Source organism: uncultured Oscillibacter sp. (assembly GCF_910584465.1).
GTDB lineage: Bacteria > Bacillota > Clostridia > Oscillospirales > Oscillospiraceae > Oscillibacter.
Genome location: NZ_CAJUBK010000053.1, coordinates 1 through 15,265 on the forward strand (window position 1 = coordinate 1; position 15,265 = coordinate 15,265).

A 15,265-nucleotide genomic window follows, 5' to 3' on the forward strand; every position below is an offset into this window, starting at 1 on the left:
CCCCCCCCCCCCCCCCCCCCCCCCGCCTCTCTCAGCAGGATATAACAGGCTTACTCCTTCACAGCGGCCTTCAGCGCCTCCACCCGGTCGGTCTTCTCCCAGGCCACGCCCAGGTCCTCCCGGCCCATGTGGCCGTAAGCGGCCAGCTTGCGGTAGATGGGCTTGCGCAGATCCAGGTCGCGGATGATGGCGGTGGGGCGCAGGTCGAAGACCTTGCCCACGGCCTCTTCCAGCTTGCCGTCGCTGACGGTGCCGGTGCCGAAGGTCTCCACCATGATGCTCACGGGCTTCGCCACGCCGATGGCGTAGGCCAGCTCGATCTGGCAGCGCTTGGCGAGGCCGGCGGCCACGATGTTCTTGGCGACCCAGCGGGCGGCGTAGGCGGCGGAACGGTCCACCTTGGTGGGGTCCTTGCCGGAGAAGCAGCCGCCGCCGTGGGGGGCGCTGCCGCCGTATGTATCGACGATGATCTTCCGGCCCGTCAGGCCCGCGTCCGCGGCGGGGCCGCCCTTGACGAAGCGGCCGGTGGGGTTCACGTAATATTTGGTGTCCTCGTCCAGCAGCTCGGCGGGGAGGACCTCCTTGGCGACGAGGTTGATCATATCCCGGCGGATCTGCTCCAGGGTCACGTCGGGGTTGTGCTGGGTGGAGATGACCACGGTGTCGATGCGGACGGGGACGTTGTCCTCGTCGTATTCCACGGTGACCTGGCTCTTGCCGTCCGGGCGCATGTAGGAGACGAGGCCGCTCTTGCGGACCTTGGTCATCTGGAGGCACAGCTTCTGGGCCAGGGACAGGGGCAGGGGCATCAGCTCCGGGGTCTCGTCGCAGGCGTAGCCGAACATCATGCCCTGGTCGCCGGCGCCGTGGTTCAGCTCGCTCTCCTCATGGTTCTTGTTCTCCAGGGACTTGTCCACGCCCAGGGCGATATCGGCGGATTGCTCGTCGATGGAGGTGATGACGCCGCAGGTGTCGCAGTCGAAGCCGTACTTGCCCCGGTCATAGCCGATGTCCCGGACGACCTCCCGGGCGATCTTGTCGATGTCCACATAGCAGCTGGTGGTGATCTCGCCCATGACGTGGATGAGGCCGGTGCAGGCGGTCGTCTCGCAGGCCACGCGGCCCTGGGGATCCTGGGCCATGATGGCGTCCAGGACCGCGTCGGAGATCTGGTCGCAGATCTTGTCGGGATGCCCCTCGGTGACGGACTCGGAGGTGAAGAGATAATGTCTACCCATGATGTGCTCCTTTCCGCTCGTGCAAGAGCGGCGCGCTTCCTCTCTCCCGCGCGCTGGGATGAAATTGTGGCGGCCGGACGGCAGGCAGGACGCGCAAAGAAAGCCGCACGTCTCGGCGGCGAGACGCGCGGGAAATGATCCTCGCTCCTCATCTGTCGTTTCCGCCGGATTTGGCACCTTTCAAAGCGCAGGTTGCCGTGGCTTCATTGGGCCGTTCCCTCCGCCACTCTCGATAAGGATATGGACTTGTTGAATCCATTTTAACAGACCTTGTCCGTTTGTCAAGGGGGCCGGCCCTATTTTTGAAGGGATTTTTCCCCTCCCGTGCCAATGTTCAAAAAATGTAGGTGACTTTTTCCATCGAACAGGGTATAATGCTCCTTAAACACTCTGCTATCGATCGGAGGGGATCCCCTTGAGAAAGCTGAACAGCGCCATGGAGCGCTTCGCGCTCCGGCACCCGAACTTCGGCATACCCAACCTGATGCGCTTCATCATCATCGGGAACGCCGCCATGTTCTTCCTCCTGCGCATGACCAACGGAGAGGCCGTCTACTTCCTGGGCTTCGAGTGGGGGGCGGTCCTCCGGGGCCAGATCTGGCGGCTGGTGAGCTTCATCTTCGTCCCGGAGAGCCTGCAGCCCTTCAACCTCATCCTCTCCCTCTACTTCATGTGGTTCATCGGCACCATGCTGGAGCGGGAGTGGGGCACACCGAAGTTCAACCTCTATTATCTCTCCGGTGTGGTCCTGACCATCCTCACCGGCATCATCAGCCATTACGCCTTCGGATACAGCTTCATCCTGGGGACCTATTACGTGGGCATGTCCATGTTCCTGGCCTTCGCCGCGCTGTACCCCGACGCCCAGCTGATGCTGCTCTACATCATCCCCGTCAAGGCCAAGTGGCTGGCCCTGGCGGACATCGCCCTCTTCGCCGTGGACGCCGCCGCCGCGCTGCTGCGGGGGAGCTGGCTCAGCGCCCTGCTGCCCGTGGTGGCCCTGCTGAACTTCCTGGTCTTCTTCTGGTGCGACATCGTGGACCAGATCGACCGGCGGCGGAGCTTCGCCCGGCACCGGAACTCCCACCAGACCATCCAGTTCAAAAGCGCCGTCCGCCAGCAGCGGAAGAAGGAGTCCCAGCAGGGCTACCGCCACAAGTGCTCCGTCTGCGGCCGGACCGACACCGAGTATCCGGATCTGGAGTTCCGCTACTGCTCCAAGTGCGCCGGATACCACTGCTTCTGCATGGACCATATCCTCGACCACGAGCATTTCAAGGAGTGACCCGTTTGAAAGATCCATTTTCCAGGCCCAAATACCGCCTCTCCCTGCCCCAGGCCCTCCTGGCGGCGGTGCTGCTCAGCGGAGGCATCACCCTCCTGGCCCTCTGGTGCCAGCCCAATGCCTTCCGGAGCCTAATCTCCGGCTTCCTCCGCCAGCCCCTGCTGATCGTCCTCAACGCCCTGCCCGTGGGCCTTTTGGTGCTGGCGGCGGCGTGTCTGCTGCGCAATGTCTTCTTCGGCGCGGCCCTGGTGAACTTCGCCGTCTGCGCCCTGTCCATCGCCAACCGGGTGAAGATCGAGGTCCGGGACGAACCGGTGTTCCCCCGGGACTTCGCCCTGCTGAAGGAGGTGGGCAGCGCCCTGGGGAACTACGACATCCGCTACCCGGCCGTGCAGATCGCGGCGGTGGTCCTGATCACCGCCGTCCTCTTCGCCGCGGGCTGTTTCATCGCCTGCGGGCCCTTCCCCGTGGAGAGGCTCCGGGGCTGGGCGGGCCGTCTCCTGGGGGCCGCGGCCAGCTTCGCCGTTTTGACGGGGCTGATCTTGACGGTCTACGCCTCCAGGGACCTCTACCTGTCCTTCAAGGTCCATAATTCGAACTACGTCCCCGGCGTCTTCAACGACCTGGGCTTCCCCTACGCCTTCTGCCACCACTTCACCACCTATCTGGTGGACCGGCCCGAGGGCTTCGACCGTTCCGCGGCCGCGGCCTGGGAGACCGGGGAGCAGCCGGGCCTGGGCAAGCCCGTCAGCGTGGTCATGGTGATGAACGAGGCGTTCTCCGACATCACGGACGCGGACGTCTTCACCTACGGCCGGGAGGACGACCCCCTCCCCAACCTCCACGCCCTGCGGGAGGACCCCCACGCCCTCTGCGGGCACGTCGTCGTCCCGGGCTTCGCGGGCGGCACCGCGAACACGGAGTTCGACGTGCTGACCGGGATGCAGACCAACGCCCTCTCCGCCTCCTCCACATCCGCCCTGCGGGTGATCGACCGGGACCTGGACAGCCTCTTCCGGGTCTTCGCCGCCGACGGGTACGAGACCTCCTTCCACCACCCCGGCGACAACTGGTTCTACAACCGGGAGAACGTCTACCGCTGGCTCGGCGCGGAGGAGACGCTCTTCATCGGCGGCATGGAGGACCCCGTGTACAAAGGCCGCTGGGTCACGGACGATTACACCGCCGGCCTCATCGAGGAGCGGTTCGAACAGGCCGCGGGCCCCGTCTTCCACTACACGACGACGATCCAAAACCACATGTCCTACACCGCCGACAAATACGGCCCGGACTACGACTTCCCCCCGGCGCAGGTCTCCGTCCCCCTGTCGGAGGAGGCGGAGACGCTCCTCCGGGTCTACGTGGAGGGCGTCCGGGACGCGGACGCCATGCTGGGCCGTCTCTGGCGGTACTTCGTCGCCCAGGACGAGCCCGTCGTCCTGGTCTACTGGGGGGACCACCTGCCCTATCTGGGGGACAACATGCTGGCCTATTCGGAGCTGGGCCTGGACGTCGCCGCCCAAGATCCGCTGGACCCCTTCTCCCCCTACAAGACCCCCTATGTCATCTGGGCCAACGACACGGCGGCGGACCTCCTCTCCTGGGAGGAGGCCGTGGAGTCCCTGGGACTGCCGGAGTCCCTCTCCGCCAGCTTCCTGGGGGCGGCGGTGCTGGAGCTGACGGGCCGGAAGGAGGAGAGCCCCTGGTTCTCCTTCCTGAACGACCTCCGCCGGGAGCTGCCGGTGGTGCAGGGGGGGACCTGTCTGCTCTCCGGCGGCGCCCTCGCCGAGGACCTCACCGACGAGCAGCAGGAGCTCCTCCGGAAATGGCGGCGGTGGAGCTATTACAAGCTCCGGTACAAGGAGCTCCCATGAAGAAGAGCCGCGCCGTCGCCCTCAGCGGCGTGCTGACCGCCCTGGCGGTCGCCTTCCTGGCCTTGGGCGGCATCATCCCCGCCGCGGTCCTCTGCGGCCCCATCCTGGCGATGGCGGCGCTCCTCCCGGTGCTGGAGGAGCTGGGGCCCAAGGCCGCCGGGACGGCCTACGCCGCCGCGGCCATCCTGGGCCTCCTGCTGACGCCGGACCGGGAGACCGCCCTGGTATACCTGTTCTTCGGCTGGTACCCCATCCTCCGGCCCAAGATTGCCGCCCTGCCCTCCCGCCTCCTGCGGCTGGCGCTCCGGCTGCTGGTCTGCAACGCCGCCGCCCTTTTGCTGTACGGCCTGGTCCTGCGGATCATGGGCCTGACGGCGGACCTGCTGGAGGCCGCCTGGATCTTCAACGCGGCGCTGCTGGTCATGGGGAACGTGGTCTTCCTGCTCGTGGACCGCACGCTGGCCCGCCTGACCGTCATCTGGCACTGGAAGCTGAAAAAGCACCTGCTCCGTCCTTGAACCCTGTATCTATAGATCTTTCGAGGTGATACCGACCATGAAAACTGCACTGGTCCTGGAGGGCGGCGCCCTGCGGACCATCTACTCCTCCGGCGTCTGCGACGCCTTTTTAGACGGCGGCCTCCCCCTGCCGGACTACACCCTGGGCGTCTCCGCCGGGATCGCCTACGGCGTCAGCTACCTCTCCCGGCAGAGCCGCCGGAACCTGCAGCTGATCTGCCGCTACGCGGGCGACCGCCGCTATATGGGCTGGCGGAACCTGGCGGACCCTGAGAACCGCTCCTATTTCGGCCTCCGGTTCGCCTATGAGACCATCCCCAACGAGCTGATCCCCTTCGACTACGACGCCTTCGAGGCGTACCCCGGCCGGGTGGAGGCCGTGGTGACGGACCTGGAGACCGGAGAGGCGGACTACCTGCCCGTGCCCCGGCGGGACGAGCACAACCTGCTCCTCCAGGCCACCTGCGCCATCCCGCTGATGTTCCCCATCATCCGCCTGGACGGCCGGCCCTGTCTGGACGGCGGCTGCGCCGACGCCATCCCCTGGCGGCACGCTCTGGACCAGGGCTTCGACCGGGTGGTGGTGGTGCTGACCCGGGAGCGGGACTACTGCAAGAAGCCCGGCAAGGCAGACCGGATGATCGCCCGCGCCTTCAAGCGGTACCCCCGGTTCCAGGAGACCATGCGGACCCGTTCCGAGCGGTACAACGCCTGCCGGGAGGAGCTGTTCGCCCTGGAGCGGGAGGGGAAGGTCCTGATCGTCGCCCCGAAGGACACCCTGGGCTGTTCCCGGACGGAGAAGGACCTGGACACCATCCGCGCCCTGTGGCAGGAGGGGTATTTCGACGGACGGCGGGAGATCGACCGGATCCGGGAGTTTTGGACGAAGGAGTAGGAAAAGAGGAGCGGCTCGAGAGCCGCTCCTCTTCCTTATCCCGGATATCCTGAAGTCCCGCTCAGTCCTCGCAGAGGCCGGCGGTGATGATCGCCATGGAGTAGACCTCCTGGGCGTTGCAGCCGCGGGAGAGGTCGTTGATGGGGGCGTTGAGGCCCTGGAGGATGGGGCCGTAAGCGTCGAAGCCGCCCATGCGCTGGCAGATCTTATAGCCGATGTTGCCCGCGTTGATGTCGGGGAAGATGAAGGTGTTGGCGTTGCCATGGACGGGGGAGTCGGGGCACTTGGTCCGCATCACGCGGGGAGACACGGCGGCGTCGAACTGCAGCTCGCCGTCGACCACCACGCCGGGGAGGGAGAACTTCGCCTTCTCGCAGGCGCTGCGCATCTTGTCCACGTCCTCGCCCGCGCCGGAGCCGTGGGTGGAATAGCTGAGGAAGGCCACCTTGGGGTCGATGCCGAAGGTCCGGGCCGTGGCCACGGTCTCCACGGCGATCTCCACCAGCTCGTCCTCGGAGGGCTTGATGTTGATGGCGCAGTCCGCCATGGCGAACACGTCGGGATCGCCGGTGGCGGAGGGGCGGACCAGGATGAAGCAGCTGGACACGATCTTGCAGCCCGGCTTCGTCTTGATGAGCTGGAGGGCGGGACGGACCGTGTCGGCGGTGGAGTAGGTAGCGCCGCCCAGCAGAGCGTCGGCGTAGCCCATCTTCACCAGCATGGTGCCGAAGTAGTTGCCCTGCTTCAGGGCGGCGCGGCACTGGTCCTCGGTCATCTTGCCCTTGCGGAGGGCCACCATCTCGGCGACCATCCTGTCCATGTCCTCGAAGGTCTCGGGATCCAGGATCTCCGCGCCCTTGACGTTGAAGCCCACCTCCTCGGCGGCGGCCAGGATCTCCTCCCGATCCCCCACCAGGACGGGCATCAGGAACGTGGCGGACAGCAGCCGGGCCGCGGCCTCCAGGATCCGGGGATCGGTGCCCTCGGTGAACACGATCTTGCGGGGATGGGCTTTCAGCTTTTTGATCAGAAATTCAAACATGTCTCTTCCTCCAGATGTACAGCGTCTGCTGAGATTCATGGTACCATTATACACCTTTGCCCGCCTCGGTCAATCCAAAAATTTGGAGCGATCCCATAAAAATTCACGGATCTGTCATCAATTCCCAGGCCCGATGTGGCACACTGGTCCCATCCGTCCCCGTCGTCCCCCGTCGGAAACGGGCAAAGATCCGCCAAGGGCCCCGTTTTTTGCTTTTTCTGGGACTTGACGGGAAGACGAAAAAGCGGTATGATAAGCATCGGTAACAAATTGTAACTTTTTAAAGACCTCCCGCTCCGCCGGCCTCCGTCGGAAGGGCGCGGGCCGTATACGAGGAGACCTATGAGCGAAGACATCAAACGATCCACCATCCAGACGCCGCCCGGCCAGGGCGGAGACCCGGACGGTCCGCCGAAGCCGGAGGGCTGGAGCCCCTGGCAGGAGTGGGACCTCCCCCCCTCCATCCGGGATTGGGAGCCGGAGGCCCGGGACCCGAAGGACCGCAAGCCGGAGCGGCGCCGCGCCCAGCGGCGGGGCCGGGAGGGCCGCGCCCCCCACCGCAGCGCCCCCCGCAAACAGCCGGAGCATCTGGAGGGCGGCGGCGAGCGCCACTACACCATCGCCGAAAGACGCCTGCATTTCCGCCGCCGGTGGCGGCGCATCGTCCGGGAGAACAAGGCCCACCGCTTTCCGGAGTCCGAGCGGCTGCCCATCCAGCTGCTGCTGTTCCTCTGGGGGCTGCTGCCCATGTGGGGGAGCCTCCTCCAGGAGCGGGTCCTGCAAAAGCACAGCGCCTCCCGGCAGAAGAGCGCCCAGAGCGCCCAGAAAAAGCGGCGCTGGCGGATCCATCCCCTGGTCTTCCTTGGCGGGGGCTGCGTCCTGGCCGGGGTGCTGCTGTTCTTCTCCACCTATACCAACGGCGTCACCGTCACCTATGACGGCAAGGTCCTGGGCTCCCTGGCCGACCAGAAGGAGGCGGAGGAGGCCCGCGCCGACCTGGAGGAGGTCACCGCCCGGACCCTGGGGCGGAGCTTCACCATCGACGACTCCCTGATCCAATATTCCTCCGGCCTCCTCCGCCGCGAGGACCTGGTGGACAAAGAGACCTATGAGGAGGAGCTGAGCCAGGAGGTCGGCATGGTCACCGCCGCCTACTGCCTGTACGTGGACGGGGAGCGCATCGGCGCCACGCCCTATAAGGGGGCGCTGGATCAGCTGCTGGAGCAGATCCAGCTCTCCGCCACCAACGAGGGCACCATCTCCGTCTCCTTCGCCGAGGACGTGGACATCAAGGCGGAGTATGTCCCCACCGCCGACCTGATGAACCTGGGGTATCTGGCGGAGACCCTTTACAGCACGAAGACCGCCGAGGTCACCTACACCGTCGCCAAGGGCGACACCTGGTCCGAGATCGCCGAGGACCACGGCCTCACCTCGAAGGAGCTGCTGGACCTGAACCCCGGCTACGACATCGACAAGCTGCAGATCGGCGAGATCTTGACCATGTCCGCCTCCGTGCCCTACCTGACCATGACCGTGGTCCAGCAGGAGCGCTATGTGGACACCGTGGCCTTCGACGTGGAGTACACGGACAGCCCCGACCTCTATAAGGGCGACTACAAGGTCACCTCCGCCGGTGAGTTCGGCGCGGCGGACACCGTGGCGAACGTCACCTATATCAACGGCGCCGAGACCGAGCGGACGGTCCTCTCCAGCGTCACCCTCCGGGACCCCATCACGGAGTACCGTCTCCGGGGCACCAAGGACCGGCCCACCTGGCTGCCCACCGGCACCTTCCGCTGGCCCACCACGGGCCGCATCTCCTCCCGCTTCGGCGGACGGAAGTCCCCCGGCGGCATCGGCTCCACGAACCACAAGGGCATCGACATCGCGGTCCCCTACGGGACGCCCATCTACGCCGCGGACGGCGGCACCGTCACCTACTCCGGGTGGATGAGCGGCTATGGCTACCTGGTCCAGATCGACCACGGCAACGGCTATGTGACCCGGTACGGCCACAACAGCAGCCTGACTGTCTCCGTGGGCGCCAAGGTCTACAAGGGCCAGCAGATCGCCCGGGCCGGCTCCACCGGCAACTCCACCGGCAATCACTGCCACTTCGAGATCCGTTACAACGGCGTGGCCCGGAACCCGCTGAATTACCTGTAGAGGGCCGATCTTCAAGATCCACGCAGAGAAGACCGCCGGAGCGTCTTGGACGCTCCGGCGGTCCTTTTGCCCTTCGGCCGGCCTCAGGGCAGCTTGTACTTTTCAAGATCCTCGTCCAGATCCGCCGCGAAAGCCCCGGCGGCCTTGAGGTCGTGGAGGTAGGCGTGACGCTGTTCGTCCTCCCGCTCCTCGATGACGCAGACGGCGATGTTGGAGCAGTGGTCGCTGACCCGCTCCAGATTCGTCAGCAGGTCGCTGAGGATGAAGCCCAGCTGGACGGTGCACTCGCCGTTCTGGAGGCGGCGGATGTGCCGGTCCCGGATCTCCGCGGTGAGCCGGTCGATCGTCTCCTCCAGGGGCTCCACCTTCCGGGCGGCGGCGGGGTCGTCCGCCTTGAAGCACTCCACGGAGGCGGTCAGGATGTCCTCCAGGGCCCGCTCCAGCACCCGCAGCTCCGCCTCGGCGGAGCCGGAGAAGCTGAGGCCCTTCTCGTGGAGCTCCCGCGCGGACTCCTGGATGTTCAGGGCGTGGTCGCCGATGCGCTCGAAGTCGCCGATGGCGTGGAGCAGGCGGGAGACGGTGTGGATGTCCTCCATGGAGACGCCGTGCTGGGAGATCTGCACCAGGTAGCCGCTGAGGCGGTCCTCGTAGATGTCCAGCTTGTCCTCGTCCTCCAGGAGCTCCGTCTCCAGGGCCCCGTCATAATGGGAGAGCTGCCCCAGGGAGGCCAGCAGGCTCTTCCGCGCCAGGGCGCCCATCTCGCAGGTCTGCACGACGCACTCGCTGACCGCCGCGCCGGGGGTCCGGAGGAGCAGGGGATCCAGGAAGGCGAACTCCTGGGCCTTGTCCCCTTCTTTGATAGCCGCCCGCGCCAGCATCTCCAGCTGGCGGGAGAAGGGCAGCAGCAGCACGGTGGTGAAGACGTTGAAGATCGTGTGGCACAGGGCGATGCCGCCCGCGCCGATGGCCGCGTCCATGAAGGGGAACTGGAAGATCATGTCCCCGCCATAGAAGAGGATCAGCCCCACGGTGGTGCCGATGACGTTGAAGGAGATGTGGATGATGGACACCCGTTTCGCCCCCCTGGACACGCCGATGGAGGAGATGAGCGCCGTCACGCAGGTCCCGATGTTTTGCCCCATGATGATGGGGATCGCCATGCCGTAGCTCAGGGACCCCGTGAGGGCCAGGGCCTGCAGGATGCCCACGGACGCCGCCGAGGACTGGATGACGGCGGTGAACACCGCGCCCACCAGCACGCCCAGCAGGGGGTTTTGGAAGGCCGTCAACAGCTCGGAGAAGCCCGGCATGTCTGCCAGGGGGCTGACGGAGTCCTTCATCATCTCCATGCCGGACATCAAGATGGCGAAGCCGATGAGGATCCGCCCCACGTCCCGCCGCCTCTGGCGCTTCGAGCCCATGATGAGCAGGATGCCCGCCAGGGCGAAGAGGGGCGAGAAGTTCTCCGGCTTGAGCATGTTCAGCAGGATGCTCTCGCTCTCGATGCCCGTCAGGGCCAAGATCCAGGCCGTCAGCGTGGTGCCCACGTTGGATCCCATGATCACGCCGATGGTCTGCCCCAGCTCCATCACGCCGGAGTTCACCATGCCCACCAGCATCACGGTCACCGCCGAGGACGACTGGATGGCGATGGTGATGCCCGCGCCCAGGAGCAGGCCCTTGATGGGGTTGGAGGTCATGCGCTTCAAGAGCCGCTCCAGACGGCCGCCGGCCATCTTCTCCAGGCTCTTGGACATGGTAGTCATGCCGTACAGGAAGAAGGCCAGACCACCGCAGAGGGTGAACAGGGAAAAAATATCCATGAAACGTTCCTCGCTTCCGCGTCCGCCTCAACGCGGACGCTCCATCTTATGTGACGGTCCCATTATATATGTAAGACCTCACAGCAGGATAGCGGCACTTTCCACAAATGTAAATTTTGCGCAAATATTCGGCGTATTAAACAACTACGCGCATCAAGTTTTATCCGTTCCGTCAGTCTCCGATCCCGCTCTCCAGGGGCACCGGCCGTACCGGGCGGTCATGGCGCGGATCTCCTCCGCCAGCTCCGCCCCGGCCTGGCCGGGGAGCAGCCGCCAGCGCCAGTTGCCGCTGGCCACACCGGGGACGTTGATCCGGCTCTCGCTGCCAAGGCCCAGGTAGTCCTGCATCTGGGCCACGAACAGCTGGGCGACGCTCCCCTGCCCCGCCCGGAGCAGGGCCAGCCGCGTCTCCTCCGCTCCGGAGACGCCCAGGTACTCCTCGGCGAAGGCCCGCTCCCGCTTGGCGGCGGAGGCGTACCAGCCGGCGGCGGTATCGTTGTCGTGGGTGCCGGTATAGCAGACGCAGTTGGGCTGATAGTTGTGGGGCAGGTAGGCGTTGGAGGGGTCGGAGAAGGCGAACTCCAGCACCTTCATCCCCGGCAGGCCGGAAGCCTCCCGGAACTTGTGGACATCGTCCGTCAGGATGCCCAGATCCTCGGCGATGAAGGCGATGCCGTGGAACCAGCTGGTCAGCACGCCCAGCAGGTCCATGCCGGGGCCCCGTTCCCAGGCGCCGGTCCTGGCGGTCTCGGAGCCCGCCGGGACCGCCCAATAGCTCTCCAGCCCCCGGAAGTGGTCCAGCCGGATGATGTCGAAGAGCTTGGAAGCGCCCTCCACCCGGCGGATCCACCAGCCGAAGCCGTTCCGCTTCATGGCGGGCCAGTCGTAGAGCGGGTTGCCCCAGAGCTGGCCGTCCTCGGAGAAGTAGTCCGGCGGCACGCCCGCCACCTTCCGGGGCCGGCCCTCCTCGTCCAGGAGGAACTCCTTCCGCTCGCTCCACACGTCGGCGGAGTCCAGGGAGACGTAGATCGGCAGATCGCCGATGAGGCCCAGGCCCAAGTCGTTGACGTAGGTCTTCAGCGCCGCCCACTGGGTGAAGAACCAGTGCTGGACGCAGGTCTGGAAGGCCACCTCCTCCGCCAGCTCCACCCGCCAGCGCTCCACGGCCCAGGGCTCATGCCGCCGCAGGGCCTCGTCGGGCCACTCGAACCAGGGCAGATCGCCGAAGCGCCGCTTGGCGGCCCGGTACAGGGCGTATTCCCGTACCCAGGGGTTCTGCTCCGCGAAGGCGCGGGCGGCCTCCGCCGTCTCGCCGCTGACGCGGGAGAAAGCTTTGCGCAGCAGGGGCTCCCGGCTCTGTTTCAGGGCGGCGTAGTCCACCTTGTCCCCCGCCGCCGTCTTGGCGGAGGCCAGCTCCTCCTCCGTCAGCAGCCCCTCCTTCGCCAGCAGGTCCAGGTCGATGAACAGGGGCTCCCCGGCGAAGGTGGACTCGCTGGCATAGGGGGAGTCCCCCGCCCCCACGGGCCCCACGGGCAGGATCTGCCACCAGGACTGTCCGGCGTCCTGGAGGAAGTTGGCGAAGGCACGGGCCTCCGCCCCTAAGGAGCCGATGCCGTACTCCGAAGGCAGGGAAAAAATGGGCAGGAGAATGCCCGCTGAACGTTTCATGATCAAGACCTCCATATCTGTTTTCAGGGCGATCCGCTCCTCTTATTGTAAGAAAACGCCCCCCGGTTGTCAAGGACCGGAGGGCGTCGTATTTCACAGTTCCTTCTCGTAACAGTTCAAGATCTCGCGGATGTACCCCTGGAAGAAGAACTCCGTGCCCCCGGCGAGGTGGTAGCCCAGGCGGGGGTACAGGTGGTTAGCGGGGGCGTTGCCCTCCCAGGTGTCGAAGCGCATGACGGTCTTCCCCTGGGCCCTGGCGGTCTCCTCGCAGAAGGCGATCATCTGCCGGGCATAGCCCTTGCCGGACTGGGCGGGATGGATGCACATGGTGTGGATGACGGCCACCTCCTCCCGCCCGGCGGGGATGGTCCAGGGGATCTTATCGTACTCCGGCAGCTGGACATCGTTGAGGTTCGCCACGCCCCAAAGGACGCCGTCCTCCTCGCCCACGTAGAGGGTCCCGGCCTCCAGCACCTGCCGGGCCGTCTCCACGGTGGGATAGGTCCCCCGGAGCCAGTTGGTGTAGACGGGGCCCCCCTGCTCCTCCAGGTCGAAGATCGCGTCGTAGATCCCGCCGATCCCCGGCAGGTCGGCGGCGGTCGCTTTTCGGATCATGTCTCTCCCTCCTCGTTCTCCTCCGTGGTCTCCGGGGCCTCCTCCGTCTGTCCCGGGTCCGGGGCCCCCGGCCCGTCCCCCGGCGCCGCGGCCTCCTCCGGGGCCATGATCTTCTCCGAGATCATGTGGACCTTCTTCGCCGCCGGCTCGATCTCCGGCGTGCCGCGCCCCGCCGGGCGGGTGGAGGCGTAGGGGCTCTCCACCAGGGACGGATCCCGGCCCTCGATGATGGCCAGCATCTCCGCGCCGGTGATGGTCTCCTTCTCCAGGAGGTAGGCCACCACCTTGTCCATGTCCTCCCGGCTCTCCCGGATGACCCCCACGGCGGTCTCATAGCACTCGTCCAGGATGACCTTCACGGCCTTATCCATGGCGGCGGCGGTGTCCTGGGCGCAGTCCATGCCGTAGCCGCCGTCCAAATACTGGTTCCGGCGGGAGGCCAGGGCCATCATGCCGAACTCCTCGCTCATGCCGAACATGGCGACCATGTTCCGGGCCACGTTGGTGGCGTCCTGGATGTCCTGGGACGCGCCGTTGGTCATGGTGTCCATGACCACTTCCTCAGCGGCCCGGCCGCCCATGGAGACGGTGATCTTCGCCATCAGCTCTTCCTTCGTCCGCAGCTCCGTCTTGTCCTCCTCGGGCATCAGCAGCGTATAGCCCAGGGAGCCCTGGGTATGGGGGACGATGGTGATCTTCTGCACCGGCTCCGTGTTCTTCTGCTTATAGGCCACCATGGCGTGGCCGACCTCGTGATAGGCCACCAGCTTCTTCTCGAACTCCGTGAGGACGCTGCCCTTCTTCTCCGTACCGGCGATGACCAGCTCGAACGCGGCCAGCATATCCTCCTGGCTGACCAGCTTCCGCCCCTTCCGCACGGCCCGGAGGGCCGCCTCGTTGACCAGGTTGGCAAGGTCCGCGCCCACGCAGCCCGCCGTCGCCAGGGCGACCTTCTTCAGATCCACGTCCTCGCCCAGGCGGATGTTCCGGGTGTGGACCTCCAGCGTGGCGACGCGCCCCGCCAGGTTCGGCCGGTCGATGGTGATGCGCCGGTCGAAGCGCCCGGGACGCAGGAGGGCCTGGTCCAGCACCTCCGGGCGGTTGGTCGCCGCCAGGAGGATGACGCCCTTGGTGGGGTCGAAGCCGTCCATCTCCGCCAGGAGCTGGTTCAGGGTCTGCTCCCGCTCGTCGTTGCCGCCCATGCGGTTGTCGCGGGACTTGCCGATGGTGTCGATCTCGTCGATGAAGACGATGCAGGGGGCGACCTTGCTGGCCTCCTTGAAGAGGTCCCGGACCCGGGACGCGCCCACGCCCACGAACATCTCCACGAAGTCGGAGCCGCTGATGGAGAAGAAGGGGACCCCCGCCTCCCCTGCCACGGCCTTGGCCAGCAGGGTCTTGCCGGTGCCCGGAGGGCCGACGAGGAGCGCGCCCTTGGGCAGCTTCGCGCCGATCTCGGTGTACTTGCCGGGGTTGTGGAGGAAATCGATGATCTCCGTCAGGGACTCCTTGGCCTCGTCCTGGCCCGCCACGTCCCGGAAGGTGACGCCGGTGGACTTCTCCATATAGACCTTGGCGTTGGACTTGCCCACGCCCCCGATGCCGCCGATGCCGCCCATGCCCTTTTTGGCCATCCAGCTCATGACGAGGCTCATGACCAAAATGATGATGAAGAAGGGGGCCATGTTCAGCAGCAGCAGCTGGAGGGTGCCCATGGGGGGCTTGTAATCCTGGTTGACCCGGATCTTGCCGTCCTCCGTCTGTCCCTCCGCCTCCTGGATGCGCGCGACGACGGTATCGTTGGACTCCAGCTGGACGGTGAACAGCTCCAGGGCGGTCTCCTGCTCCAGGCCCAGGGGGTTGGTGTAGGTGTAAACGGCGGCGCCGTCCTCCCGGACGGTCTTGGTGTATCCCGTCCCCTCCTCGTCCGTGTAGACATAGCCGTCCACAGGGGTGATGATGAGGATGGCCTCGCTGTTGTCGAAGTCCACTCCGGCGACGCTGCCGGCGTCCAGCATGTTCAGGAACTGGCTGTATTCCAGCTCTACGGAGCTGGCCTGGTGGCCGACGCTGGTCATATAGCTGGTGGCGTAGCTCACCAGGGCCGCCAGCAGCACCGCCCAGCAGATCAGGTGGAT

At 66.1% G+C, this 15,265-nt stretch carries 11 protein-coding genes and 1 riboswitch; of the genes, 5 read left to right on the forward strand and 6 right to left on the reverse strand.

The window, feature by feature from the left end:
* Positions 1-50 precede the first annotated feature (50 nt).
* On the reverse strand, positions 51-1,238 hold the full coding sequence (gene metK, locus QZ332_RS10820) for a methionine adenosyltransferase (protein ID WP_295765196.1): 1,188 nt from the start codon (positions 1,236-1,238) through the stop codon (positions 51-53).
* 145 nt (positions 1,239-1,383) lie between these two features.
* A riboswitch (SAM riboswitch) is annotated at positions 1,384-1,477 on the reverse strand.
* Positions 1,478-1,653: 176 nt separating this feature from the next.
* Between metK and QZ332_RS10825 the strand changes: the two genes are divergently transcribed.
* The 4 genes from QZ332_RS10825 to QZ332_RS10840 are packed head-to-tail and all read left to right on the forward strand — an operon-like array spanning position 1,654 to position 5,810.
* Positions 1,654-2,523 carry a rhomboid family intramembrane serine protease gene (locus tag QZ332_RS10825; RefSeq protein ID WP_295765198.1) on the forward strand — a complete coding sequence of 290 codons (870 nt, stop codon included), beginning with the start codon at positions 1,654-1,656 and terminating at the stop codon, positions 2,521-2,523.
* A gap of 5 nt (positions 2,524-2,528) precedes the next feature.
* The gene (locus QZ332_RS10830) at positions 2,529-4,397 is read left to right on the forward strand and encodes an LTA synthase family protein (protein ID WP_295765200.1); all 1,869 of its coding nucleotides are present in this window, start codon (positions 2,529-2,531) and stop codon (positions 4,395-4,397) included.
* Entirely contained in the window at positions 4,394-4,915 is a 522-nt protein-coding gene (locus QZ332_RS10835; RefSeq protein ID WP_295765202.1) for a hypothetical protein, read from the forward strand. The genes QZ332_RS10830 and QZ332_RS10835 overlap by 4 nt, the downstream gene beginning before the upstream one ends.
* Before the next feature lie 37 nt (positions 4,916-4,952).
* Positions 4,953-5,810: a patatin family protein gene (locus QZ332_RS10840; protein WP_295765204.1), complete on the forward strand. Its 858-nt coding sequence runs from the start codon at positions 4,953-4,955 to the stop codon at positions 5,808-5,810.
* 61 nt (positions 5,811-5,871) lie between these two features.
* On the opposite strand, the gene pta is transcribed toward QZ332_RS10840, so the two are convergent.
* Positions 5,872-6,852, reverse strand: a complete 981-nt coding sequence (gene pta, locus QZ332_RS10845; RefSeq protein WP_295765206.1) for a phosphate acetyltransferase — start codon at positions 6,850-6,852, stop codon at positions 5,872-5,874.
* A 342-nt stretch (positions 6,853-7,194) separates the two neighbouring features.
* On the opposite strand from pta, the gene QZ332_RS10850 reads away from it, so the two are divergent.
* Positions 7,195-9,021, forward strand: a complete 1,827-nt coding sequence (locus tag QZ332_RS10850) for a peptidoglycan DD-metalloendopeptidase family protein (protein WP_295765208.1) — start codon at positions 7,195-7,197, stop codon at positions 9,019-9,021.
* Positions 9,022-9,104: 83 nt separating this feature from the next.
* Here the strand turns inward: QZ332_RS10850 and QZ332_RS10855 are convergent, their stop codons facing one another.
* The 4 genes from QZ332_RS10855 to ftsH all read right to left on the reverse strand — a co-directional run.
* The gene (locus QZ332_RS10855) at positions 9,105-10,844 is read right to left on the reverse strand and encodes a Na/Pi cotransporter family protein (protein ID WP_295765210.1); all 1,740 of its coding nucleotides are present in this window, start codon (positions 10,842-10,844) and stop codon (positions 9,105-9,107) included.
* A gap of 153 nt (positions 10,845-10,997) precedes the next feature.
* Positions 10,998-12,512: a 4-alpha-glucanotransferase gene (gene malQ / locus QZ332_RS10860; RefSeq protein ID WP_295765212.1), complete on the reverse strand. Its 1,515-nt coding sequence runs from the start codon at positions 12,510-12,512 to the stop codon at positions 10,998-11,000.
* 93 nt (positions 12,513-12,605) lie between these two features.
* Positions 12,606-13,127 (reverse strand): GNAT family N-acetyltransferase, encoded by a 522-nt coding sequence (locus tag QZ332_RS10865; protein ID WP_295765214.1) that lies wholly within the window; start codon positions 13,125-13,127, stop codon positions 12,606-12,608.
* Positions 13,124-15,265: ATP-dependent zinc metalloprotease FtsH (ftsH, locus tag QZ332_RS10870; protein WP_295765216.1), on the reverse strand; the 2,142-nt coding region annotated here is incomplete at its 5' end. The genes ftsH and QZ332_RS10865, both read right to left, overlap by 4 nt.